This is a genomic window from Cupriavidus sp. WS, assembly GCF_000395345.1.
GTDB classification, from domain to species: Bacteria; Pseudomonadota; Gammaproteobacteria; order Burkholderiales; family Burkholderiaceae; genus Cupriavidus; species Cupriavidus basilensis_B.
Map to the genome: position 1 here is coordinate 15,339 of NZ_AQPL01000056.1, position 23,333 is coordinate 38,671.

Here is a 23,333-nt window from a genome sequence, read left to right on the forward strand (position 1 = left end):
TCACCCTCTTCCGCTCCCCGGCGATCTCCGCTCGACAAGCCCCGGCGTTCGTGCCAGAATCCGTCAATAGTATTATTGATAATTATCCGGAGAGCGTTCACCATGCCTCAGACTCCCAAGGACGGCACCACCGTCGTCCTGCCGCGCGGCCTTCGCAAGGGCCTCACCAACTACGGTGACACCGGCTTCTCCCTGTTCCTGCGCAAGGCGTTCATCAAGGGCGCCGGCTACACCGACGAGGCGCTCGACCGCACCATCGTCGGCGTGGTCAACACCGGCAGCGGCTACAACCCGTGCCACGGCAACGCGCCGCAACTGATCGAGGCGGTCAAGCGCGGCGTGATGATGGCCGGCGGGCTGGCGATCGACTTCCCCACCATCTCGATCGCCGAGAGCTTTTCCGCGCCCACCAGCATGTACCTGCGCAACCTCATGTCGATGGACACCGAGGAAATGATCCGCGCGCAGCCGATGGACGCGGTGGTGCTGATCGGCGGCTGCGACAAGACCGTGCCGGCGCAGCTGATGGGCGCGGCCTCGGCCAACATCCCGATGGTGCAGCTCATCACCGGCTCGATGCTGACCGGCGGCCATCGCGGCGAGCGCGTGGGCGCGTGCACCGACTGCCGCCGCTACTGGGGGCGCTTCCGCGCCCAGGAGATCGACGAGCAGGAGATCACCGAGGTCAACGGCAAGCTGGTGGCCAGCGTCGGCACCTGCTCGGTGATGGGCACGGCCAGCACGATGGCGTGCCTGGGCGAGGCGCTCGGCATCGTCATGCCGGGCGGCGCCTCGCCGCCGGCCGTCACCTCCGACCGCATCCGCATCGCCGAGCTCAGCGGCAGGCAGGCCGTCGAGATCGCGCGCACGGGCCTCACGCCGGACCGCATCCTCACCGCCAAGGCGTTCGAGAACGCCCTGCGCGTGCTGCTCGCCATCGGCGGCTCGACCAACGGCATCATCCACCTGACCGCCATCGCCGGCCGCATGGGCTTCGAGGTGGACCTCGACGCCTTCGACCGCATGAGCCGCGAGACGCCGGTGCTGGTCGATCTCAAACCATCCGGCCAGCACTACATGGAAGACCTGCATTTCGCCGGCGGCATGCCCGCGGTGCTGCGCGAGCTGCGCCCGCTGCTGCATCTCGACGCGCTGACCGTCACCGGCCGCACGCTCGGCGAGGAGATCGATGCGTTCCGGCCGTTCCCGCAGACCGTGGTGCGGCCCATCGCCGACCCGATCTACCCGGCCGGCGGCATCGCCTTCCTGCGCGGCAACCTCGCGCCCGGCGGCGCCATCATCAAGCAGTCCGCCGCCAACCCGGAACTGATGGAGCACGAAGGCCGCGCCGTGGTGTTCGAGGATTCGGCGGATCTCGCCAGCCGCATCGACGACCCCGAGCTCGACGTCCACGCCGACGACATCCTGGTGCTCAAGCACATCGGCCCGGCCGGCGCGCCGGGCATGCCCGAGGCCGGCTACCTGCCCATTCCCAAGAAGCTGGCCAGCGCCGGCGTCAAGGACATGGTGCGCATCTCCGACGGCCGCATGAGCGGCACCGCGGCCGGCACCATCGTGCTGCACGTCACGCCCGAGGCGGCGCTCGGCGGGCCGCTCGCGCTGGTGCGCAGCGGCGACCGCATCCGCCTGAGCGTATCGGCGCGCAGCATCGCGCTGCTGGTATCGGACCAAGAACTCGCGCGCCGCCGCGAGGCGCTGGCGCCGCCCGCGCCGGCGGCGCCGGCGGCCCCCCTGCGCGGCTACCGCAAGCTGTTCCTCGAGCAGATCACGCAGGCCGACAAAGGCTGCGATTTCGCGTTCCTGCGCGCTACCGAGATGATCGGCCGCGTGCCGGGCCATGCGGTGGATGCAGCGGATGCGCCGGACCAGGAATGACCCGGGCCGGGCACAAATGAACAAGGCCGCGCCCAGGGCGCGGCCAGTCATGCCAAGCGCGGCGACACAACCCGCGCGCCGCGCCGCGCGCGGCAGCGCTTGCCCGCCGGGCCGGCGCTACCGCAATGCCAGACGCAGCGGCGCCTGCCAGGCCTCCGCTTCCAGCAACGGCGACAGATGTCCGTAGCGCCCGTGCACGGTGGTGCGCACGACGGAGGCCGGATAGTCCGCGCGGGCCGCCGCTGCCGCGGCATCGTCGTCGGGGGGAAACAATACGTCGGAGGTACAGCGCAGCCAGTGGACCGGCATGGGCGCCGCCGCCAGCGCCACGCTCGCATCGAAGCGGCGGGCGGCATCGCGCAGGGCCGCCAGCGACCACGGCGAAAAGCGCGCGGCCCAGGCTTCGGCCTCGTCCTGCAGGCGGGCTTCCACGGCGTTCATGTCATGCGGCTGACGGTCGGCGAGCCACGCGGCGTAGCCGTAGCGCTGCAAGGTCGCGCGCCGCATGGCGACCCAGGCTTCGCGTGCGGCCGGCACGCCCGCGTCGAGCGCGGCGGCGAGCTGGCGCAGCTGGGTCACATCCTGCGCGGTGCCGTTGCCGCGCGGCGCCGAGGCCAGCACCACCACCCGCGCCGCCGGCACGGGTCCGGCCACCGCCCACTGGAACGCCTGGTATCCGCCATAGGAAAAACCGAGCACGGCGTCCAGGCGCGCCACGCCGAGCGAGCGCAGCCACAGCCCCTGCAGGCGCACCGTGTCCGCGATGGAAACCGGCGGGAAATCCGCGGCAGACGTGGCAGATGTAGCAGACGCGGCAGGAGAATCGGCCGGGCCGCTGCTGCCGAAGCAGGAGCCCAGCGCGTTGGGCACCAGCACGCAGGTCTGCCGCGTGTCGAGAAGCGCGTCCGGCCCCAGCCAGGCGCTGGCCCAGCCGGCATCGGGATAGGCCGGGCCGCTGGCGGGCGGCAGCGCGTGATGGCTGCCTGAAATGCCGTGCAGCAGCAGCACCACCGAACGCGCTTGCGCGGGCTCCGGCCCGTAGCGCGACCACGCCAGGCGCACCGGCGAGAGCGCGCCGCCGCCGTCCAGCGGCAGGCTGTCGAACGTGGCAATACCCGCCGCGCTGGCAACGGATGACATCGGGAATGGCGTCTGGCTGGTGGACTCGCTCATGGACATGGGAGATTCATGGACATGGGAGCTGCCAGGGCGGCCGCCCGCCCATCGCGGTGATGCGACAGATGGCGTGGCGCATGGCGGCGGGCAGCTCCCGCGTGGTGGTCTTGTGCATCACGCGGCGATTGTCCCACAGCATGACATCGCCCGCCGGCCGCCCGATGGTTCAGTTGATGCGGTACCGCTTGACCATGTCCCAGTCCAGCTCGATGCCGAAGCCCGGGCCTTGCGGGATCGCCATGATGCCGTCCTTGATGTGCGGCGGGTTGGCCCACATGCCGGGGAAGATCGGATCGCGGTCCGGGTCCGGGAAGCACTCCACGCAGATGCCGTGCGGCAGCGCGCCGAGCATGTGCGAGGCGATCTGCGGCTCCTCGTGGTGCGCCATGCGCACGCCGGCCAGCGCGCAGGCCGCCGCCGCGCGGCGCCATTCGGTGATGCCGCCGCCCTCCGAGGCGTCGAAGTTGACGATGTCCACCGCGCCGGCGTCGAGCAGGCGGCGCACGCCCGCCGCACTGACCTCGCTCTGGCCCGCGTTGATGGGGATCGAGGTGGCGCGCCGCACCTCGGCCATGCCGCGCACGTCGTCGTGCCAGTGGCACGGCTCCTCGAACCACGCGATGTCGTAGCGCTCGACGAGGCGGGCGAAGCGCGTGGCTTCCTCCACGCTCCAGCCGCGGTTGGCGTCCACCGCCAGCAGGAAGTCGTCGCCGCCGCCTTCGCGCGCGTACTTCACGCGCTCGGCGTCCACCTCGGGCGTCGCGCCGCCCACCTTGACCTTGCAGCCGGCCATGCCCACCGAGCGCAGCCACGCCATCTCCCCGGCGAGATCGGCCGGCGTCTTGCCGGGCAGGTAATAGCCGGCGATGGCGATGATGGGCAGTTCCTGGCGGTAGCCGCCCATCAGCCGGCACACATTGATGCCGAGCGCCTTGCCGGCCAGGTCCCACACCGCCGAATCGACGCAGGCGATGGCGTTCATCACCAGCGGCCGGTCGGCCGCGCGGATGGTCAGGCGGAACAGCTTTTCCCAGATGCGCTCGCTGGCATGCACCGATTCGCCGATCAGCAGCGGCGCCATGTCCTGCTCGATCATGCGCGCGATCTCGGGGCCGTGCTCGCGCGGGTCGCCGTTGTAGACCTCGCTCACCAGCCCGGAACTGGTGTGGATGCGGGTGATCACCGTGGCGCGGCTGTCGACCTTGTACGAGCTGCCGGAAAACACCTTGTTGAGCGGGATGCGGACGGCGATGGCCTCTACGCGTTCGATCTTCATTGTTGGAATTCCTTTGATCCTGGCTATGTTTTCGTATGAAGGAATGTCGGAGCGGCAAGGCTCAGTCGATCGTCGCGCCCGAGCGCTTGACGATGGCCGACCACTTGACGCTCTCGGACTGGATGTAGGCGCCCAGCGCCTCGGGCGTGGAGCCCACCGGCACGATGCCGTCGAACATGAAGCGCTTGCGCAGGTCCGAGCTCTTGATCAGCTCGGCGATCTCCGCGCTGAGCTTGTCGATGATGGGCCGCGGCGTGCCGCGCGGCGCCAGCAGCGCGTACCACACGTTGGACTCGTAGCCGGGCACGCCGGCCTCGGCGATGGTCGGCACGTCGGGCATGGAGGCCGCGCGCTGCGCGGTGGACACCGCCAGCACGCGCAGCTTGCCGGCCTTGATCTGCTGCGACGCCACGCCGTAGCTGGCGAACATCGCGCTGACCTCCCCGGCCAGCAGCGCCGGCATGGCCGGCCCCGTGCCCTTGTACGGCACGTGCACGAGGTTGAGCCCGGCCATCGACTTGAGCAGCTCCATCGACAGGTGCGGCCCGCTGCCGTTGCCGGACGAGCCATAGGTGTACTTGCCCGGGTTCGCCTTGACCAGCTTGATGAACTCGGCCAGGGTCTTGGCCGGCACGGAGGGATTGACCACCAGGAAATACGGCGCCGAGGCCAGCAGCGAGACCGGCTCGAAATCCTTGACCGGGTCATACGACAGGTGGCGGTACAGGCTCGGGTTGACGGCAAGCTGCGAGGTCAGCGCCAGCGCCAGCGTATAGCCGTCCGGATCGGACTTGGCCACCAGGTCCATGCCGATGTTGCCGTTGGCGCCGCCGCGGTTGTCCACGATGATGCGCTGGCCCATGTGTTCCGACATGTACATCGTCAGCGGGCGCGCCACGGTGTCGCCGCCGCCGCCCACCGGATAGGGCACCACCAGCCGCACGGGGTGGTTCGGGTAGCCGTCGGCCTGCGCGGGGGCCGCCAGCGCGGCGCCCGTGCACAGCAGCGCCAGCGCGGCCATGCGTCTCGATATCCTGGCAATCCGGTTCATGGTTGTGTCTCCTGTCTGTGTGACGTGTGTTTGTTATGTGTCGTCTGGATGCGGCGCGCGCCGTCAGCCGAGCCAGCCGCTGGCCCGGGTCTCGGCCAGGAAGCGCTCGACGATGCGCGGCGCCTGGCCGACGTAGGTGGCGGGATCGAGCAGCGCCTTGAGCGCGGCCGGCTCCAGCGCGGCGCGGATCGCCGGGTCGCGCGACAGCGCCTGCTCGAAGGTGATGCCGCCCTCCATGCCCTGCATGGCGGCGGCGTAGACCAGCTCGTGCGCGCTCTGCTTGCCGACCTTGTCGGCCAGCGCGAACATCACGCGCTCCGACATCAGGAAGCCGCCCAGCAGGTCGAGGTTGGCGCGCATGCGCGCGGCGTTCACGGTGAGGCCGGACAGCGCGTACTGCATCATCTGCAGCATCGCCGCGGCCATCATGCAGGCCTCCGGCACCGCCTTCCACTCCATGCGCACCGCGGCCACGTCGCGCTCGTGCTCGGCCATCTGCGCGTCGTGCATCATCGCCACGCTGTAGCGGATCGCGCGGCTGAGCGTGACCACGGTTTCCACCACGGCCGGGTTGCGCTTGTGCGGCATGGTGGAGGAACCGACCTTGCCCTCACTGAACGGCTCGGCCAGCTCGCCGGTCTCGTCGCCCTCCAGGTTCATGATCTCGTTGGCGATCTTGCCCAGCGAGGCGCCGATCAGGCCGAGCACGCTCACGTACTCGCCCAGGCGGTCGCGCGCCGGCTGCCAGCTGATCGGCGCCACGCCCAGCCCGAGGCGCGCCATCAGGCGCGCCTCCAGCGCACCGGCCTGCTCGCCGAACGACGCCTGCGTGCCCACCGCGCCCACCATCTGACCGACGAAGGTGCGCGGCTCCAGCGCGCGCATGCGCTCGTGGTGGCGGCCCAGCTCCGACAGCCAGATCGCGCACTTGTGGCCGAACGTGATCGGCAGGGCCTGCACGCCGTGCGTGCGCCCGGCCATCGGCGTGTGCTTGTGCTCGTCGGCCAGCCGGTACAGCTCGCGCGACACCGCGGTCAGGTCCCGCATCAGGATGGCGTGGGCCTGCCGCACCTGGAGCATCATGCCGGTGTCGTAGACGTCCTGCGAGGTCGGCCCGAAATGCACGAACTCGCCCAGCCCGCCCGCGCACTGGCGCTGCAGCGCGCGCACCGCCGGCACCAGCGGGTGCTTCACGCGGCGCGTCTCGGCGGCCAGCGCGGGCAGGTCGATGTCCGCCACGCGCGCCTTCGCGCCGATCTCGGCGGCCGCGGCCGCGGGAATCATGCCGAGCTCCGCCTGCGCGGCCGCCAGCGCGGCCTCGAAGTCGAACCACTTCTGCACGCGGTTCTCTTCCGAGAATACCGCGCGCATTTCATCGGTACTCCACATGTGCTGCTGGAGCGGCTGGTCGAACACGCTGCTTGTCATGGCGGGAAGCCTTTGTCTCCTCGATCGGTGGGGCCATTCTGGGCTTCGGGCTTCTTTCTGTAAAATGACATGTTCGTAGACAATCATTACCGGAATGGCATGATATGACCCTCCAGCAATTGCGCTGCCTGCAGGCGGTCATCGCCAGCCAGCTCAGCATCTCGCGCGCCGCGGATGCGCTGCACACCACCCAGCCGGCGGTCAGCAAGCTGATCCGCTCCCTCGAAAACGAGATCGGCGTGGAACTGTTCGTGCGCCGCGGCAACCGGCTGGTCGGCCTGACCGACGCGGGCCAGGAAGCGCAAGCGCTGTCGCGCCGCGTGCTCAACGACACGCGCGCGCTGGCGGGCCTGGCCGGCGCGGGGCAGGCCGGCGGCAGCGGCACGCTGCGCGTGGGCACCACCCACATCCACGCGCGCTACGGCCTGCCGGACGTGATCCGCCGCTTCAGCAAGGCCCATCCGGCGGTCAACCTCGAATTGCTGCAGGGCCATCCCGCGCAGATCGTGCAGTGGGTCAGCGACAACGCGGTGGACCTCGGCATCTCCACGCTGCCAGACAACACGCCCGAAGGCATCGTCGCGCTGCCGGCCTATCCCATCCCGCGCTGCCTGATCGTGCCGCGTCGCCATCCGCTGCTCAAGCTCGCGCGCGTGAGCGTGGAGGACATCGCGCGCTATCCGCTCGTGACCTACGACGAGCACTTCAATTCGGGATGGATGGTCACGCGCGAGTTCCAGCGCCGCGGCCTGTCGCCGCGCGTGGTGGTGCGCGCCACCGACGCCAACGTGATCAAGGCCTACGTGGCCGCCGGCCTCGGCGTGGCGGTGGTGCAGCAGATGGCGGTGGAGCCGCGGCGCGACACCGACCTCGCCGTGATCGACACCGGCGAGCTGTTCCCGCCGTCGATGGCCTCGGTCAGCCTGCGAGAGGACCAGTACGTGCGCGGCTACATGCAGGACTTCATCGACATGATCGCGGCGGGCGGGCGCCGCTGAAACCGCGGCCATTCCCGGCACGCCCTCCCGCATTTCCCCTTCCCGCCTCTCTCCTTCCCGCCTCGCGCCGGCATCGTAGATGAAATACCACTCGTATGTGGGGATTTCTGGTGCATGTGCTTTTTACACGAATACCCTAAAACTAGAATCTGTTTGAAATACGATTTTTTGCAGACAAAATCATCTGGTCATTAGCAGGATTCCTGCCTTGCATTAAAAGGCCCACCGCAATTCGACGCAATCCGACGCAATTGAACCGGGGGAGACACAGATGCAATTGAACGCGCAATTCAGCAGGCTTCTGGCATTCATCGTGCTCGCGGCGGCAACCGCGCTGGGCGGTTGCGGCGGCGACGGCGGCGGCAGCCCCGCCGGCACCGCCGACGCCAGCGGCTCGCCGGCACCCGTCGCCGGCAACCCCGCCAACCCGGCCAACCCCGCCAATCCCCCTTCCACGCCACCGCCCGGCGGCGCCGACGCGCAGGCGCACACCCTGGTGCTCGCCGGCATCGACGGGCTCACCGCGGGCGCGCACGGCAGCACGTGGCGCGCTTATTTCCTCGCCGCCACGCGCGGCGGCCTTGGCGACGGCGGACCCGGCTACCTGCCGTTCGACGACCCCGCCGCCACCAGGACCGCCGACCTGCGCCACCTCCACATCCATGACCCGATGGGCAGGCTCTCGCTCGACGGGCGCGGCATCGCCACCGACGCGGGCACCGGCACTGCCGCCTTCTCGCTGACCCCGCCCAGCCTGTGGTCGAACGCGCGGCTGTTCTACCTCCGGCAGCCCGGCGGCGGCGCCATGCAGTGCCGGACCACCAACGCGGGCGACGCCGGGCAGGCCGTGCAGACCGACGCCGCCGCCAACACGCTGGCGTGGATCGACCTGGCCTACCAGCCGGCCGCCGGCGGTGGCGGCGTGGGCGTGGGCTGCAGCCAGATCACCGGCAAGGTGACGGTGTTCGGCGCGCTGTTCTCGCTCGGCAGCCTCGGCATCCAGCTCGGCAACACCGGCCAGCGCGGCCGGCGCCTAGCCGCGGTGGCCGCGCAGGACAGCGACATGCGCCGGCAATGGTTCGCCGCGCTCAAGCCCGCCGCCTACCTGCTCAATGGCGGCCTCAACGACCGCTATTCCCGCACCGCGCAGCAGCACGAGTCCGACCTGCTCGCCGTCATCCAGGACATCGTCGCCGCCAGCCCGGCCACGCGCATCCTGGTGGTGCAGTCCGGCGAGACGCGCGACTGGCAGGTCTCCGCGCTGGCCGCGTTCGCGCCGCGCAAGCAGAGCGTCGCCACGCAGACCGGCGCCGGCTACGTCGACCTGCGCGCGCTGCTCGGCTCGTTCGCGCAGGCCACCGCCAGCGGCTACATGGCGGACGACGAGCATCCCGGCGATGCGGGCAACCGCCTGATCGGCCCCTACCTCGCGGACCAGCTCGGCCTGCGCTCGCTGCTGCCGGATCCCGGGGCCACGGCCTTTCCCCCGCTGCTTTCGCCATGAGCCGCCAGGAGCCCACCGCCGGTGGGCTTCTTGCATAAGGAGTCGCTTCAAGAAGATCCTGGCGTCGTTGCGCGGCACGGCAAGTACCGCTTGTACTGTCCGCGGCCGCGCGCCTGGCCAGGACCGCTTCGCTTCATCTTGAAACGACTTCCAGGAGGCCGCCTGCGCGGCGCGGCCGGCAACCCGCACAGCCCGTACCACGCCATCCGAGGAGACGCATGAAAGATACGACCGTGTTCACGAGCCAGGAACTGGATACCTATTTTTCCTCCTACGTGGGGATGGAAGGCGGCAACCCGGCGGCGGCGGTCTGGTTCTGCGACAGCAGCCCGCAGCGCTGGACCGAGCCGCTGCGCGCGCCGCTGCTGCCGCGCCTGGCGCCGCACGCCTGGGACGCGGCCTTCCGCGCCGAGCACCGCGACAGCATGGCCCGATGGCTGAGCTACCAGCGCATCGCGCGCATCATGGCCGCGGCGCGCGCCGAGGTGCTGGGCCGGCGCCTGAGCGACACCGACTGGAAGCCGTATTTCGAGCAGGAACTGTTCAGCCCCGACGGCGCCGAGTTCAAGCTCAACCTGTTCCCCGTGCCGGACCAGCTCGACGGCGTCGCCAGGTGGTCGACCGTGTTCCGCGGCCAGCCCGCGCTGCTGCCCAAGGAGCGCTACCTCGACCTGTGCCGCTTCGGCGGGCGCTTTCGCTTCCTGGCCCGCATCTGCGCGTGCTGGCAGCCCAAGGTGGTGGTCTGCTTCGGCCAGCGCCACACGCAGGACTTCATCCGCGCGTTCGGGCTCGGCAAGACCGTGGCGGACGAATGGCAGCTGCAGCCGGCCGACCTGGTGATGTCGCTGCGCGTGTTCCGCGGCGACGGCACCACCTGGATCATCTGCCCCGCGCTGGCCGGCGCCAACGGCCTGAACTCGGACGTGCTGCTCAACGCGTTCGGCAAGCTGCTGGCCACCAGCTTCGGCGCCGCCCGCGGCGACGCGCCGGCTGCGCGCGGGCCGCGGCGGCAGCCCGCGCCCGAGGATGCCGGCGGCCACTGCTGCACGTAGTTCCCCCGCACGCTCCCCCGACCGATGCCGCCATGCCACCGCCCGGTGGCACGGCGCGGCATGCCGGAAGCAAACCGGTCCGGCAACGGATTGCGCGCGCCGCAATGCCGATCCGGCATCGGCATTGATATCGGCATCGATGCCGATCGCGTATTTTTTCCGATATTTACCGTAAAACAACTTAGTAGCTCGGTGGGGTATTTTTTTGATTTTCACCTCGCCGCCATCGCGCGCCGCGCATTTCCTTCAGGCGAAGCACACGACTGCCACGGTTTTGAAACACGGCGGCCCTCCCGGCAGGTAGTCCGTCCGGATGACCCTCATCCGCACAATTCCACCCCGGCGCCGGCGCGGGACCATCCGAGTGCCCGGCGCCAACCATCCCCGGCACCGGACCGCCGCCACCGATCGCGGGCCGGCATGCCCGCCGCGCCGCGCCAGGCAACGGCGCCGGCGCAGCCCGCCCCGCGCGGACGCCTCCACCGTGCCAGCCATCCGCGAGCCTAGTGCTTATGGCCTCTGCCGCTGCCCCGCCGCATCGCCAAATACTGCTTCGCGTGTGCCAGCAACGTGACACCCGCCCACGGGCGGCAAGCGATCACGCAGGCACGGCAGGCAAGCAGCAAGCGGCAGGCAACTGCCCGCGGCGCCACGATGCAGGGCGCGCGCGGGCCGCGCCGGCCTTGGATGGGAAACACGGGCGTGGCCGGCACCAGCCGGCGGCGCCTTCGCATCTGGTCGATGCCAGCAGTCATGGTCCGGCAGCGCGGGCGGCACGCCGCGCCGCCGGGCCAGCACCGTCCCCTCGCCTCACCGCAGCGGCGCCGGCAAGCATATGCCGCGCACCGACGGGGACGCTTTTTCTGTAGTCGCAGCGCACTCCGGGGGAAACAACGTGAACTCATCGCAGCACAGCCGCAAGCGCTTGCGAACCACGCTCAGGACGACCGCCGTCCTGCTGGCGCTGTTCGCCCGCGAACAATGCGCAACCGCCGCGGCAAGACAGCCGGCGCCGGCCCAGCCACCCGCGCCGGGCATGGCGCAGCCCGCCGCGCCCGACGGACCCGACCAGCTCAGGCAGCGCCTGTTCGACCTCGCCGAGGGCGGCTCGCCGGCCCTGGCGCTGGAGCAGGCCGCCGCGCGGCCCGACGTGTTCGGCACGCGCGACCTGCTGCTGCTCGAGCACCTGCGCCTGGCCCAGCAACTGCGCTGGGCGCGCCAGCAGGCCAACGCCTCCAACGACCCCGACCGGCTGGACGCGGCCGACCGCGCGCTGGCCGACGCCGACGCGCTGCTGGCCCGCATCCCCGACGAGGCCGAGTACGACGCGGTGCGCCGCGCCGCGCTGACCGACCGCCTCGTCGCGCTGGCCGTGCGCGGGCGCATGAAGGAGGCCACCGCGCTGTACGCGCAGCTCTCGCAGGCGCCGGCGCCGCTGCCGGCGCCCGCCTACGCCGCCGCCGGCGACGCCTACAGCTACCTCGACCAGCCCGGCCCCGCCGCGCGCGCCTACGAACAGGCGCTGCAAAGCCAGGTCGATCCGCTCAAGGAGACCCCCGAGCCCTACGCGCTGTCGCTGCCGGACGTGGAGGAAAGCCTGTTCTTCGCCTACCTCGACCAGGGCCACTACGAGGCCGCGCGCGCGCTGATCGCCACCATGGCGGGCAAGACGCCGCAGCACGACGCGCTCTCCGAAGACGCCGACAAGGTCAACCCCGAGTACGGCCGCGTGCAGAAGCTGCAGGCGCAATACCTGCTCTACACCAACCGCGTCGCCGAAGGCGTGGCGGCGCTGGAGGCATTGCGCAAGGACGCGCCGTTCGACCCCACCCTGCTGAGCGCGCGCGCCGACGGCGCGCTGGTGCTGGAGCGCCCCTACGGCTCGCTGGCGCTCTACGAGCAGGCGCAGGCCGACCACCCCGGCGACGTCGAAAGCCTGGCCGGGCTCGGCAAGAGCGCGCTGCAGATCCATCAGTACGACAAGGCCGGCGCCGTGGCCACGGCGTTCGGCGCCAACTTCCCCGACAACAACGCGGTCAAGAACTTCCAGCGCGAGTACCGCGCCTACGACAGCCCGCAGCTCATCGTCAACGCCGGCGTCGAGCACGGCAACTCGGTGCTCGCCGACACCGCCTGGAGCATCGACACGCAGCTCTACTCGCAGCCGCTGGCGGGCTACTGGCGCGTGTTCGCCCACCAGTTCTCCGGGCGCGCCAGCACCGGCGACGGCCAGAGCGTCAGCCGCGTGCGCAACGGCATCGGCGGCGACTTCCGCCGCGACGGCTGGGAAGCCGCCGCCGAGGTGCACCAGTCCGCCGGCGGCAACGGCCGCACCGGCGGCACCGGCACGGTGGCGTTCCGCCCCAGCGACCACTGGCGCTTCGGCGCGGGCGTGGACTCCGACGACAACACGCTGCCGTGGAAGGCCTACCAGGCCGGCGTCACCGGCCGCAGCGCCACCGCCTCGGCGCGCTACATGCAGGACGACGCGCGCTACCTCAACGTGATGTACGGCGTCGGGCGCTACAGCGACACCAACCTGCACCAGCTATGGGAAGGCACCTGGTACCAGCGGCTGATGAACCAGCCGCGCCACCAGGTCTCGTTCTGGCTCGACGTGGGCACCAGCAGCAACACGCTGGCCGACACCGCGTACTTCAACCCGCGCCGCGACTACACCGCGCAGCTGCGCTCCATGTACCAGTGGACGCCGTGGCGCTACGCCGAGAAATCGTTCAGCCAGCGCGTCTACGCCACCGTCGGCGGCTACCGCCAGAACGACTTCGGCACCAGCATGCTGTGGGAGGCCCGCCTCGAACAGTACTGGCAGCTTGGCCGCAAGGCGTCGCTGGCCTACGGCATCGGCGTGGGCAGCAAGCGCTACGACGGCACGCGCGAGACCACCAAGCTGATCTACCTCAACCTCAACGTCCCGCTATAGGTCATCATGAGCCAATTCAATCGCCGAAAATTCCTTGGCTTCGCCGGCGCGCTGTCGGTGGCCCAGAGTGTCCACGCCCGCTACGGCCTGCCGCTGCTGCCGCCGCCGGACCGCGACGACGGACTGACCTTCCGCGTGCTCGCCTTCCACGACATCCGCGACGACCTGCGCGCCGACGTGGACACCGTGGCCGACACCTGCGCGATCAGCACCGCCACACTCAACAACATCTTCGCCTGGCTCAAGGGCAACGGCTTCCATCCGGTCAGCGTCGACCAGATCATCGCCTCGCGCCGCGGCGGCGCGCCGCTGCCGCCGCGCGCCGTGCTGCTGACCTTCGACGACGCCTACGAAAGCCAGTACAGCAAGGCCTTCCCGCTGCTGCGGCAGTACGGCTACCCGGCGCTGGTGGCGGTGGTGTCGAGCTGGACCAACGCATCGCCGCAGGGGCCGGTGCGCATCAGCCACAAGTCGCTGATGCCGCGCGGCTACTTCATGAGTTGGAGCAACCTGCGCGAGATGGCGCAGTCCGGGCTGGTGGAGATCGCCTCGCACACGCACGACATGCACTACGGCGCGGTGGCCAACCCGCAGGGCAACGAGCTGCCCGCGGCCAGCACCCATCTCTATCTCGCCGCCCTGCGGCGCTACGAGACCGACGCCGAGTACGAAGACCGCGTGGGCGCCGACCTGCGGCAGAGCGCCGAGCTGATCCGCGCCAACACCGGCGTCGGCCCGCGCTCGATGGTGTGGCCCTACGGCATGTACAACGCGGTGCTGATCGGCGCCTCGCGCAAGCTCGGCATGCACGTGCATTTCACGCTCGACGACGGCCCCAACACGCCCGACGTGCCGCTGAACAAGATCCGCCGGCTGCTGGTCTCCTACGACTGGGACGCCGGCATCATGCTCGGCCAGTTCCGCCAGCAGTCGGCCTACCGCGGCGACAGCGAGCCGGTCGAGCGCGTGGTCAACGTCGCGCTCGACGACGTGTACGACCCCGACCCCGAGCGCCAGGAGGCGCGCCTGTCGCGGCTGCTCGACCGCATCAAGGACCTGGAGCCGAAGTCGGTCTACCTGCAGGCCTACCACGACCCCGACGGCAGCGGCACGGCGCAGGCGCTCTACTTCCCCAACCGCCACATGCCGGTGCGCGCCGACCTGTTCTCGCGCGCCGCGTGGCAGCTGATCACGCGCGCCGGCGTGCAGGTCTACGCCGCCATGCCGGTGCTCGCCTTCCGGCTGCCGGCCGGCCATCCGGCGGCGTCGCGCCTGGTGCTCTCCACGCCGGGCACGTTGCAGGACGGCAGCGGCCCGCGCCAGCGCACGCGGCTCAGTCCGTTCGACCCGCTCGCGCGGCGCGCGATCCGCGAGATCTACGACGACCTCGCGCGCTACACCAGCTTCAACGGCATCGTGTTCGGCGACGACGCGAGCCTGGGCATGCACGAAGACGCCGGCGAAGCCGCGCTGGCGGCCTATGCGGACTGGGGGCTGCCGCGCGACCTCGCCGCCATCCATGCCGACCCCGAACTGCTGCGGCGCTGGTCGGACGCCCGCCTCGACCACCTCGTCCGCTTCACCGGGCAACTGGCCGACGCCATCAAGGACTACCAGGGCGGCGGCAACGTGCTGACCGTGCGCAGCCTGCCGGCCGACGCCGTGCTGCGCCCCGGCGCGGCGCCGCGCCTGGGCCAGGACCTCGACGCGTTCGCCGCGCACTACGACTTCGTCAACCTGCTGGCCTATCCCGACCCGGGCGGCGGCGCGCCGCCCGCGCCGTGGCTGGACAGCCTGGCCGCCGCCGTGGCGGCGCACCCGGGCGCGCTGGCCAGGACCATCTTCGCGCTGCTCACGCTGGACGCGCGCACGCACGCGCCGGTGCCCAGCACGACGCTGCGCGCGCAGATGGAGCGCCTGCGCGTGGCCGGCGCGAAGCACCTCGGCTACTGCCCGGACCAGTTCATGTCCGGCCAGCCCGACCTCGCCGTGCTGCGCGACGTCATGTCCATGCAGAACCTGGTGCGGCCGCGCGCGGGCATCCGGGCCTAGGCGGCCACCGAACGAAGCTGGGAGATACCATGAAAAACACCGCGAGCCTGATCTCGAACTTCGTCTTCTACTACCCGCTGTTCATGTCGTACCTGTGGATGACCGGCGGCCTGCTGCACTACTTCCTGATCGAGCGGCGCGAGCGCAAGAAGCTGCGCGCCGACGACCCGTCCGAGTTCCCCAAGGTCTCGGTCATCGTGCCCTGCTACAACGAGCAGGACAACGTGCGCGAGGTCATCGCCAACCTGGCGCGGCTGCACTACCCCAACTACAACATCATCGCCGTCAACGACGGCAGCCGCGACGCCACCGGCGCCATCCTCAACGAGTTGACCGAGCAGTACCCGCAGTTGCTGGTGATCCACCAGAACAACAACGAGGGCAAGGCCATCGGCCTGACCACGGCCACCATGCTGACCGATGCCGAGTACCTGCTGTGCATCGACGGCGACTCGCTGCCCGACCCCGACGCGATCGGCTGGATGCTGCGCCACTTCCTCAAGGACCCCGGCGTGGGCGCCGTCACCGGCAACCCGCGCATCCGCAACCGCACCTCGCTGCTGGGGCGCATGCAGGTCGGCGAGTTCTCCTCCATCGTCGGGCTGATCAAGCGCACGCAGGAAATGTACGGCCGCCTGCTCACCGTGTCCGGCGTGATCTGCATGTTCCGCAAGAGCGCGCTGCGCAGCGTGGGCTACTGGAGCCCCGACATGCTCACCGAGGACATCGACATCAGCTGGAAGCTGCAGGTCCACGGCTGGCGCCTGCACTTCGAGCCGCGCGCGCTGAGCTGGATCCTGATGCCGGAGACCCTGCGCGGCCTGTTCCGCCAGCGCCTGCGCTGGGCGCGCGGCGGCATCCAGGTGCTGCGCCGCTACGCCGCGCCCATCGTCGCCCGCCGGCGGCCGATGCTGTGGCCGATCTTCCTCGAATACTCGGTCAGCGTGGTGTGGGCCTACTGCATGCTGTTCACGCTGGCCATGACCGCCGCCACCGCGCTGTTCACCCTGCCCGACTCCTGGCGCTTCGCCAGCATGCCGCGCGGCGCGGGGGTGTTCCTGTTCCTGACCTGCTGCCTGCAGATCCTGGTCGGCTGCGCCATCGACCACCGCTACGACACGCGGCTGCTGCGCTATCTGCTGGACACGATCTGGTACCCGGTCGCGTTCTGGACCATCAGCATGGTCGCATCGGTGATCGCCCTGCCCAGCGTGCTGCTGCACCAGCGCCGCACCCGGGCCAGGTGGGTCAGCCCCGACCGGGGCATCCGCGCGGACACGCCGGCATCCGCGCCGCCGCAGCCACCCGTGCCGGCACCGTCGCACGCTGCGCCACTCGAGCAGCACCACTGAGGAGGAAACGATCATGGAAAACCCGATCATCGATGCATCGAACGCCACGCTCGGCCATTACCTGCAGCGCCACGCGCGCAGCGAGGCGCTGCGGCGCTATCTCTGGTACCGCCTGGCGCGGCCGCTGCTGGTGGCCTCGATCTGGGTCATGGCGGCGCTCTACATCGGCTGGTGCGTCACCTCGGCCGGCAGCAACGAATTCACGCTGCGCGGCATCGTGCCGGACGTGCTGGTGGTGCTCGGCATGATCGCCTCGCTCACGCTGTGGACCACGGTGCGCCGCCTCGAGCAGAGCGTCTCCGGCGCGATGCGCCCGGCGCGCGCGGTGCCCGCCACGACGCTGGACCTGGCCCGCGACGTGGTGCTGGCGGTGGGGCCGAGCCGCCGCCTGGTGGCCTACCACGACGACGACGGCCTGATCTCGCGCGTCGCGCCGCTGCAGCAGGAACTCGCCTGAGCCGCGAGGCCCGTCCCGCGCGCGCGGCCGCCGGCCGCGCGCGCCTTCACCGAGCATGAACTCAGCTATCCGGGGGAAATCATCATGTGTGGCATTGTCGGTGCAGTCTCTCAACGCAACGTGACGCCGGTCCTGCTCGAAGGGCTGCGGCGCCTCGAATACCGCGGCTACGATTCGTGCGGCATCGCCGTGCTGCAGGAAGGCGAGCCGCGGCGCGCGCGCAGCGTGTCGCGCGTGACCAACCTGGCGCAGCAGGTGCACCGCAGCCGGCTGGAGGGCACGGTGGGCATCGCCCACACGCGCTGGGCCACGCACGGCGCGCCGCTCACCCACAACGCCCACCCGATCTTCTCCAGCGGCGAGATCGCGCTGGTGCATAACGGCATCATCGAGAACCACGAAGCGCTGCGGGAGACCCTGCGCGCGCGCGGCTACGCGTTCGAGTCGCAGACCGACACCGAGGTGATCGCCCACCTGATCCACCACTGCTTCCACCAGCAGGGCGACGGCGACCTGTGCCGCGCCGTGCAGCTCGCGCGCGCGCAGCTGCGCGGCGCCTACGCCATCGCCGTGTTCGCGCGCAGCCAGCCGGAACTGGTGATCGGCACGCGCTGCGGCTCGCCGCTGGTGGTCGGCCTGGGCGAGGACGGCAACTACCTGGCCTCGGACACGCTGGCGCTCACGGGCTACGCCGGGCGCTTCATCTACCTGGAGGAAGGCGACCTGGTCTCGCTGTCGCGCGACGGCATCGCGATCGTCAACCAGAACGGCGAGCCGGCCACGCGCGAGACCCACGAGCTGGCCGCCACCGAAGCCGCCGTCGAGCTCGGGCCCTACCAGCACTACATGCACAAGGAGATCTTCGAGCAGCCGGCCGTGATCGCCGATGCCACCGAGCGCCTCGACGCCTTCGAGCCGGCGCTGTTCGGCGCCGACGCGGCCGACCTGTTCGCGCGCATCGACTCGGTGCTGATCCTGGCCTGCGGCACCAGCTACCACGCCGGGCTGACCGCCCGCTACTGGCTGGAGTCGATGGCGCAGATTCCCACCAGCGTGGAGATCGCCAGCGAATACCGCTATCGCGACAGCGTGCCGAACCCGCGGTGCCTGGTGCTGGCGATCTCGCAGTCCGGCGAGACCGCCGACACCCTGGCCGCGCTGCGGCACGCGCAGCGGCTCGGCCACCGCCACACGCTGGCGATCTGCAACGTGGCCGGCAGCGCCATCACGCGCCAGGCGCGCCTGCGCTTTCTCACGCGCGCCGGCGCGGAGATCGGCGTGGCGTCCACCAAGGCCTTCACCACGCAGCTGGCGGCGCTGTTCGTGCTCACCGCCACGCTGGCCAGGTGCCGCGGCTGGCTCGGCGCGTGGCAGGAAGCGGTCATGCTGCAGCAGCTGCACCACCTGCCCGCGGCGCTCAACGGCGTGCTGGCGCTGGAGCCGCAGATCAAGGCCTGGGCCGCGGTGCTGGCGCGCCACGAGAATGCGCTGTTCCTCGGCCGCGGCATCCACTACCCGATCGCGCTCGAAGGCGCGCTCAAGCTCAAGGAAATCTCGTACATCCACGCCGAGGCCTATCCGGCCGGCGAGCTCAAGCACGGCCCGCTGGCGCTGGTGACGGAGAAGATGCCGGTCATCGCGGTCGCGCCCAACAACGCGCTGCTGGAAAAGCTCAAGTCCAACCTGGAAGAGGTGCGCACGCGCGGCGGCGAGCTCTACGTGTTCGCCGACGCCGGCACCATGATCGAGAGCGCGCCCGGGCTGCACGTCATCCGCATGCCCGAGCACTACGGCCGGCTCTCGCCGCTCCTGCACGTGGTGCCGCTGCAATTGCTGGCCTACCACACCGCGTGCGCGCGCGGCACCGACGTGGACAAGCCGCGCAACCTGGCCAAGTCGGTCACGGTGGAATGAACATGCGCCGGCAAGCGATGCGCCGCCCGTCCGGTTTGCTGCCGCTGCTGCCGCTGCTGCTGGCCGGCGCGCTGTGCGCGGGGCCGGCGGCGGCCGGGCCCGAAGTCGATCCCGCAGTCGGCCCCGCAGTCGGCCCCAAGCCCGGCCCCGACCCGCGCGCGTACATGCACGGCATCGGCGCGGTGGCGGGGCCCGCCGGCCTGACCTACGTCTTCTTCAGCAGCTCGGGCCTGCCGCCGCGCGGCCCGGGGCGCGACCGCAACTGGACCCACGACATCTACGTCGCCAGCTGGAAGCCCGGGCAGGCCGCGCTCGGCGAGCCGCGCGTGCTGTACGCGCGCAACGAGGCGCAGGAGCCGGTCTCCGCCGCGCGGACCGCCGACGGCCGCATCATGCTCAGCTTCGAGGACGGCTGGAACACCGCCCGCAACGTCAGCCAGCGCTACCTGGTCTACGGCCCCGACCTGCACCCGCGGCAGACCGGCGCGCGCGACGTGCGCGCCGGCGGCCATTCCGGCCACGTCGCCGCGGTCGGCAACCGCTTCGTGGTGTTCTACTCGGACGACTGGGTCGACGGCGGCGGCGTGGACGATCTCGGCACCGGCAACGGCGTGTACCTCAAGACCTACGACAGCGCCGGCCGGCTGCTGCGCAGCGCCGACGTGGCCAGGAACACGCGGCAGTGGTGGCCGCTGCTGGCCGCCTCGGACAACGAGGCGCTGCTGGTCTGGCAGGAGTTCGTGCCGGGCCGCACCTACGCGCGCCTGCGCACGGCGGTCTACCGGCCCGGCGCGGCCGCGCCCGGCGCGCCGCGGGTGCTCGACGAGCGCCTGGCCTACTACACCTACGGCGTGGCCTACGTGCCGGCGCTCGCGCGCTTCCTCGTGGTCGGCACCAGCACCGGCGGCCGCGGCTTCGCCCACCTGCTGGACACCGCGGGCCGCGTCACCGCCTCGCTGCGCTGCATGCCGGCCAGCGTGCGCGAGGCCGGCATTGCGGTGATCGGCGACAAGGCCTTCACGCCGGCGCAGGATGGCCGCCTGCTCCATCTCCAGTTGTCCGCCGATGCCATCGCGCTGGCCGGCAGCCAGCCCTCGCCGGTGCCGTGGCGCATCCAGGGCAGCCTCGGGCTCGCGCATTCGGCCACCTCGCTGCACTGGGTCTCGCTCACGCCGGAGGGCCTGCGCGAAGCGGATTTCGACCTGCGCGCGGCCACGCCGCCGTCCGCGGCCGACCGCTGCGAATAGCACGAACAGCGCCGCCCGGCGCTATTCGCGCAGCCCCCACGACGCCAGGATCTCGCGCGTGTCGATGGCCGCGCGCGCGAGCGCCACCGCTTCCTCGATGGCCTCGTCCTCGTCCAGCGCCAGCCGGTGGTCGAGGCCGTCGCAGACGAACCTGCCGCAGAGCACGGAGTCCAGGTCGATCGCGCCCGGCCCGCTGACCGCGAACGCCTCGTACACGCTGATCCACAAACCCGTGGCGCCGCGCTGCGCGAACGCCCGGACCTCGAAGCCGCGATAGGCAAAGTACCTCGTGCGCATGTCCGTTCCTCGTCCGTTCCCTCGTTCACCGGCGGCCGCGCCGGCGCGGTTCAGCCGTTGACCGCCCGCGACTCGCGCCGGTCGGCCTCCAGCCTGGCCCCGCGCTGGCGCGCGGCGTAGATGGCCTCGGTCTTGTTGCGCACCTGCAGGCGCTGGTAGATCAGCGCCACGTGGCTTTTCACGGTGGCCACCGAGATATTGAGCATGCGGCTGACCGTCTTGATCGGATAACCCTGCGACAGCAGCACCAGCACCTCGTACTGGCGCGGCGTGAGCTGCAGCAGCCGGGCCTCGCCGATCAGGTCGGGGCCGCCGTCCTGCGGGGACAGCGTCGCCAGCGACAGGCGCCGCTGCGGACCGGCCTCGCCGTGGCCGCGCGCCTTGCCGGCCAGCGCCAGCCGGATCACCGCCTCGATCGCGCCGAGCGACGCCGAGCGCGGCAGCCACGTGCAACTGCCGCGCGCCAGCCCCGCCGGCAGGATGCCGGGCTGCATGGAATCGGCGAACAGCAGCAGGCATTGCGGCGACAGCAGCTCGCAGGCGGTTTCCAGCAGCCACCGCTGGCGCTCCGCCTCGGCCGGCACGCCCAGGATCACCAGCGCGATGTCGCCGACCGGGCCGCGCAGCATCGCCAGCTCGGCCGGCGCCACGCAGATCACCTCGCCCACGCCTTCGATGTTGCCCAGGATGTGGAGCAATCCCAGCCGCAGCAATGCATTGTCTTCGATCAGCAATGCATTCACGGTGCCCTGGCCAATGATTTCGGTTCTCATATGCTCTGCCCCTTATGGCTCGGCTCGACCCGATGCCCTGCGATAATCGGAAAAATACAATCGGCATCCGTCATGGAATTCGATTTATCTCCAGGCACGGACATTGCCTGGATTTTTCCGGAGGAAAATAAAGCCGGCGCGCGCCGGCATTGCCGCGTTCGAAAATCGGAAAATCGTGAGGATGACATGCGCGCGCGGCCCCGGCGGCGGCGAAAAGCCCGCCCCGTTGCCGGCATCGGGATTGCGTGAAAAAGCGTGCGCTCGTTTTCCGCACGCCGGCCGGAAGCCGCGCCATGCGCGCCTTCCTGGCGGACCGGATGCCGCCGGCCTGCGAGGCCGGCGGCCGGGGAGGCGGGCCTGCGCCCCGCTCTCCCGTCGTTTCATTTTTGGAACCTGAGCCGTTATCGGTCGGCCCTTCGCTCATCCACCCGCCCGCAATCCGTCATCATCGACCGCAATCAGTAAAGCACCATTCGCCTCCTGTCGCTTCTCATGCCATTTCGTGCCCGTCTTTGCGCGGCACCGGATAATCAATTCAATTAAAGAATTGTTATCTTTACATGCAAAAGAATATGCGGCAGCCAGAGGTTTTTCTCCCCACTAAGGCGGGGTTTCTGGAAGTTTTAAGGATGAGATGGATTTTCGGCGCGAGTTTCGGCAAAAGCGGAATACGAGCGAGGGTATACGCGCTGGCCGCGATTGCGGGCATTTGCCGTTGCGCCATGCGCGCAGGGCGCGCGGGCACCGCGAGGCGCCCGCGCCGCGGCCTCAGTCCAGCACGCGCGCCGGGCTGAACGCGTCGCGCAATTCGCGCTTGAGCACCTTGCCGATGGCGCTGCGTGGCAGCGTGTCCACCAGCTCCAGCGCGGCCAGGCGCTGGGTCTTGCCGACCTGCCCGTTGGCCCACGCCATCAGCGCTTCGGCGGACACGTCCACGCCGTCGCGCAGCACCACGAAGGCCACCGGCGTCTCGCCCCAGCGCGGCGAAGGCACGCCCACCACGGCGCAGTCCGCCACCGCGGGATGCTGCTGCAGGACCGCCTCCAGGTCGCTCGGATAGATGTTGAAGCCGCCGCTGATGATCATGTCCTTCTTGCGGTCCATCAGCGTGAGGAAGCCGTCCTCGTCGAAGCGGCCCACGTCGCCGGTGCGGATGAACAGCTTGCCGCTGGCATCGCGCCAGTGCGCGGCGGCGGTCTTCTCGGGCTGCTTGTGGTAGCCGCTCATGATGGTGCTGGAGCTGCCCACCACTTCGCCGATTTCGCCCACCGGCACTTCCCTGCCCTCGTCGTCGATCAGGCGGATGTCGTGCCCTTCCATCGGCCGGCCCACGGTATGGAGCTTGCCGGGGAACTCATGCGCGGCCAGCACGCAGCTGCCGCCGCCCTCGGTCATGCCGTAGTACTCCACCAGCCCGCCCGGCCAGCGCCTGAGCACGTCGGCCTTGAGCGCGGCGCTCAGCGGCGCGCTGGTGGAGAACTTCATGCGGTAGGAGGACAAGTCGTAGCTGTCGAAATCCGGGCGCGCCAGCAGGCGCTGGTACTGCACCGGCACCAGCATGCTGTGCGTGACGCGGTGCGCCGCGGCCAGCTCCAGGTAGCGCTGCGCGTCGAACTTCGGCATCAGGATCGCGGTGCCGCCCAGCGCCAGCGTGGGCAGGAAGCTCACCAGCGTGGTGTTGGAATACAGCGGCGTGGAGATCAGCGTGATGGCGTCCGGGCCGTAGCCGCTGCTTTCCTGCACGCGGCGGATCTGGTTCCAGCGCAGCTCGTGCGCGTGCACGATGCCCTTGGGCGTGCCCGTGGTGCCCGACGAGTAGATGATGTTGAAGACCTGCTCCGGCTCGACCGGGCGCTCTTGCGGGCGGCTGCCCGCGGGCGCGAGCCACGCCTCGAACGACTGCCCGGCGGGCGCGCCCG

Annotated in this window: 19 protein-coding genes; 11 read left to right on the forward strand and 8 right to left on the reverse strand. The window is 70.5% G+C overall.

What is annotated here, in order from left to right; translation table 11 throughout:
• Positions 1-102 precede the first annotated feature (102 nt).
• Positions 103-1,896 (forward strand): IlvD/Edd family dehydratase, encoded by a 1,794-nt coding sequence (locus K206_RS37585; protein WP_020201492.1) that lies wholly within the window; start codon positions 103-105, stop codon positions 1,894-1,896.
• A 117-nt stretch (positions 1,897-2,013) separates the two neighbouring features.
• Here the strand turns inward: K206_RS37585 and K206_RS0105915 are convergent, their stop codons facing one another.
• From K206_RS0105915 to purB, 5 genes are all read right to left on the reverse strand, one after another.
• Positions 2,014-3,075 carry an alpha/beta fold hydrolase gene (locus K206_RS0105915; RefSeq protein ID WP_020201493.1) on the reverse strand — a complete coding sequence of 354 codons (1,062 nt, stop codon included), beginning with the start codon at positions 3,073-3,075 and terminating at the stop codon, positions 2,014-2,016.
• 7 nt (positions 3,076-3,082) lie between these two features.
• Complete coding sequence (locus K206_RS44610; RefSeq protein ID WP_155887966.1) at positions 3,083-3,211, reverse strand: hypothetical protein; 129 nt, start codon at positions 3,209-3,211, stop codon at positions 3,083-3,085.
• A 27-nt stretch (positions 3,212-3,238) separates the two neighbouring features.
• The gene (locus K206_RS0105920) at positions 3,239-4,348 is read right to left on the reverse strand and encodes a mandelate racemase/muconate lactonizing enzyme family protein (protein WP_020201494.1); all 1,110 of its coding nucleotides are present in this window, start codon (positions 4,346-4,348) and stop codon (positions 3,239-3,241) included.
• Positions 4,349-4,409: 61 nt separating this feature from the next.
• Positions 4,410-5,399 (reverse strand): tripartite tricarboxylate transporter substrate binding protein, encoded by a 990-nt coding sequence (locus K206_RS0105925; protein WP_029043284.1) that lies wholly within the window; start codon positions 5,397-5,399, stop codon positions 4,410-4,412.
• Positions 5,400-5,462: 63 nt separating this feature from the next.
• Positions 5,463-6,827 (reverse strand): adenylosuccinate lyase, encoded by a 1,365-nt coding sequence (purB, locus tag K206_RS0105930; RefSeq protein ID WP_020201496.1) that lies wholly within the window; start codon positions 6,825-6,827, stop codon positions 5,463-5,465.
• A gap of 104 nt (positions 6,828-6,931) precedes the next feature.
• On the opposite strand from purB, the gene K206_RS0105935 reads away from it, so the two are divergent.
• The 9 genes from K206_RS0105935 (at position 6,932) to K206_RS37600 (ending at position 20,344) form a co-directional block, all read left to right on the forward strand.
• The gene (locus K206_RS0105935; RefSeq protein ID WP_020201497.1) at positions 6,932-7,825 is read left to right on the forward strand and encodes a LysR substrate-binding domain-containing protein; all 894 of its coding nucleotides are present in this window, start codon (positions 6,932-6,934) and stop codon (positions 7,823-7,825) included.
• 271 nt (positions 7,826-8,096) lie between these two features.
• Positions 8,097-9,329, forward strand: a complete 1,233-nt coding sequence (locus K206_RS37590; RefSeq protein WP_155887967.1) for an SGNH/GDSL hydrolase family protein — start codon at positions 8,097-8,099, stop codon at positions 9,327-9,329.
• A gap of 218 nt (positions 9,330-9,547) precedes the next feature.
• Positions 9,548-10,381: a hypothetical protein gene (locus tag K206_RS37595; RefSeq protein ID WP_020201498.1), complete on the forward strand. Its 834-nt coding sequence runs from the start codon at positions 9,548-9,550 to the stop codon at positions 10,379-10,381.
• Between the two features lie 895 nt (positions 10,382-11,276).
• Positions 11,277-13,322 carry a poly-beta-1,6 N-acetyl-D-glucosamine export porin PgaA gene (gene pgaA / locus K206_RS0105950; RefSeq protein WP_231401562.1) on the forward strand — a complete coding sequence of 682 codons (2,046 nt, stop codon included), beginning with the start codon at positions 11,277-11,279 and terminating at the stop codon, positions 13,320-13,322.
• A 6-nt stretch (positions 13,323-13,328) separates the two neighbouring features.
• Positions 13,329-15,374: a poly-beta-1,6-N-acetyl-D-glucosamine N-deacetylase PgaB gene (gene pgaB, locus K206_RS0105955; protein WP_020201500.1), complete on the forward strand. Its 2,046-nt coding sequence runs from the start codon at positions 13,329-13,331 to the stop codon at positions 15,372-15,374.
• Between the two features lie 29 nt (positions 15,375-15,403).
• Positions 15,404-16,726: a poly-beta-1,6-N-acetyl-D-glucosamine synthase gene (gene pgaC, locus K206_RS0105960; RefSeq protein ID WP_020201501.1), complete on the forward strand. Its 1,323-nt coding sequence runs from the start codon at positions 15,404-15,406 to the stop codon at positions 16,724-16,726.
• Between the two features lie 13 nt (positions 16,727-16,739).
• Positions 16,740-17,183, forward strand: coding sequence for a hypothetical protein (locus tag K206_RS0105965; protein ID WP_020201502.1), 444 nt, complete (start codon positions 16,740-16,742; stop codon positions 17,181-17,183).
• Between the two features lie 84 nt (positions 17,184-17,267).
• Complete coding sequence (glmS, locus tag K206_RS0105970) at positions 17,268-19,097, forward strand: glutamine--fructose-6-phosphate transaminase (isomerizing) (RefSeq protein ID WP_029043285.1); 1,830 nt, start codon at positions 17,268-17,270, stop codon at positions 19,095-19,097.
• Between the two features lie 2 nt (positions 19,098-19,099).
• Positions 19,100-20,344, forward strand: a complete 1,245-nt coding sequence (locus K206_RS37600; RefSeq protein ID WP_231401563.1) for a hypothetical protein — start codon at positions 19,100-19,102, stop codon at positions 20,342-20,344.
• A 21-nt stretch (positions 20,345-20,365) separates the two neighbouring features.
• Here K206_RS37600 and K206_RS0105980 read toward each other — a convergent pair whose 3' ends face one another.
• Positions 20,366-20,641: a hypothetical protein gene (locus K206_RS0105980; protein WP_020201505.1), complete on the reverse strand. Its 276-nt coding sequence runs from the start codon at positions 20,639-20,641 to the stop codon at positions 20,366-20,368.
• 50 nt (positions 20,642-20,691) lie between these two features.
• On the reverse strand, positions 20,692-21,414 hold the full coding sequence (locus K206_RS37605; RefSeq protein ID WP_020201506.1) for a response regulator transcription factor: 723 nt from the start codon (positions 21,412-21,414) through the stop codon (positions 20,692-20,694).
• Between the two features lie 72 nt (positions 21,415-21,486).
• On the opposite strand from K206_RS37605, the gene K206_RS42670 reads away from it, so the two are divergent.
• Positions 21,487-21,663, forward strand: a complete 177-nt coding sequence (locus K206_RS42670) for a hypothetical protein (protein WP_155887968.1) — start codon at positions 21,487-21,489, stop codon at positions 21,661-21,663.
• 519 nt (positions 21,664-22,182) lie between these two features.
• Here K206_RS42670 and K206_RS0105990 read toward each other — a convergent pair.
• On the reverse strand, positions 22,183-23,333 hold a 1,151-nt coding region (locus tag K206_RS0105990), incomplete at its 5' end, for a class I adenylate-forming enzyme family protein (protein ID WP_020201507.1).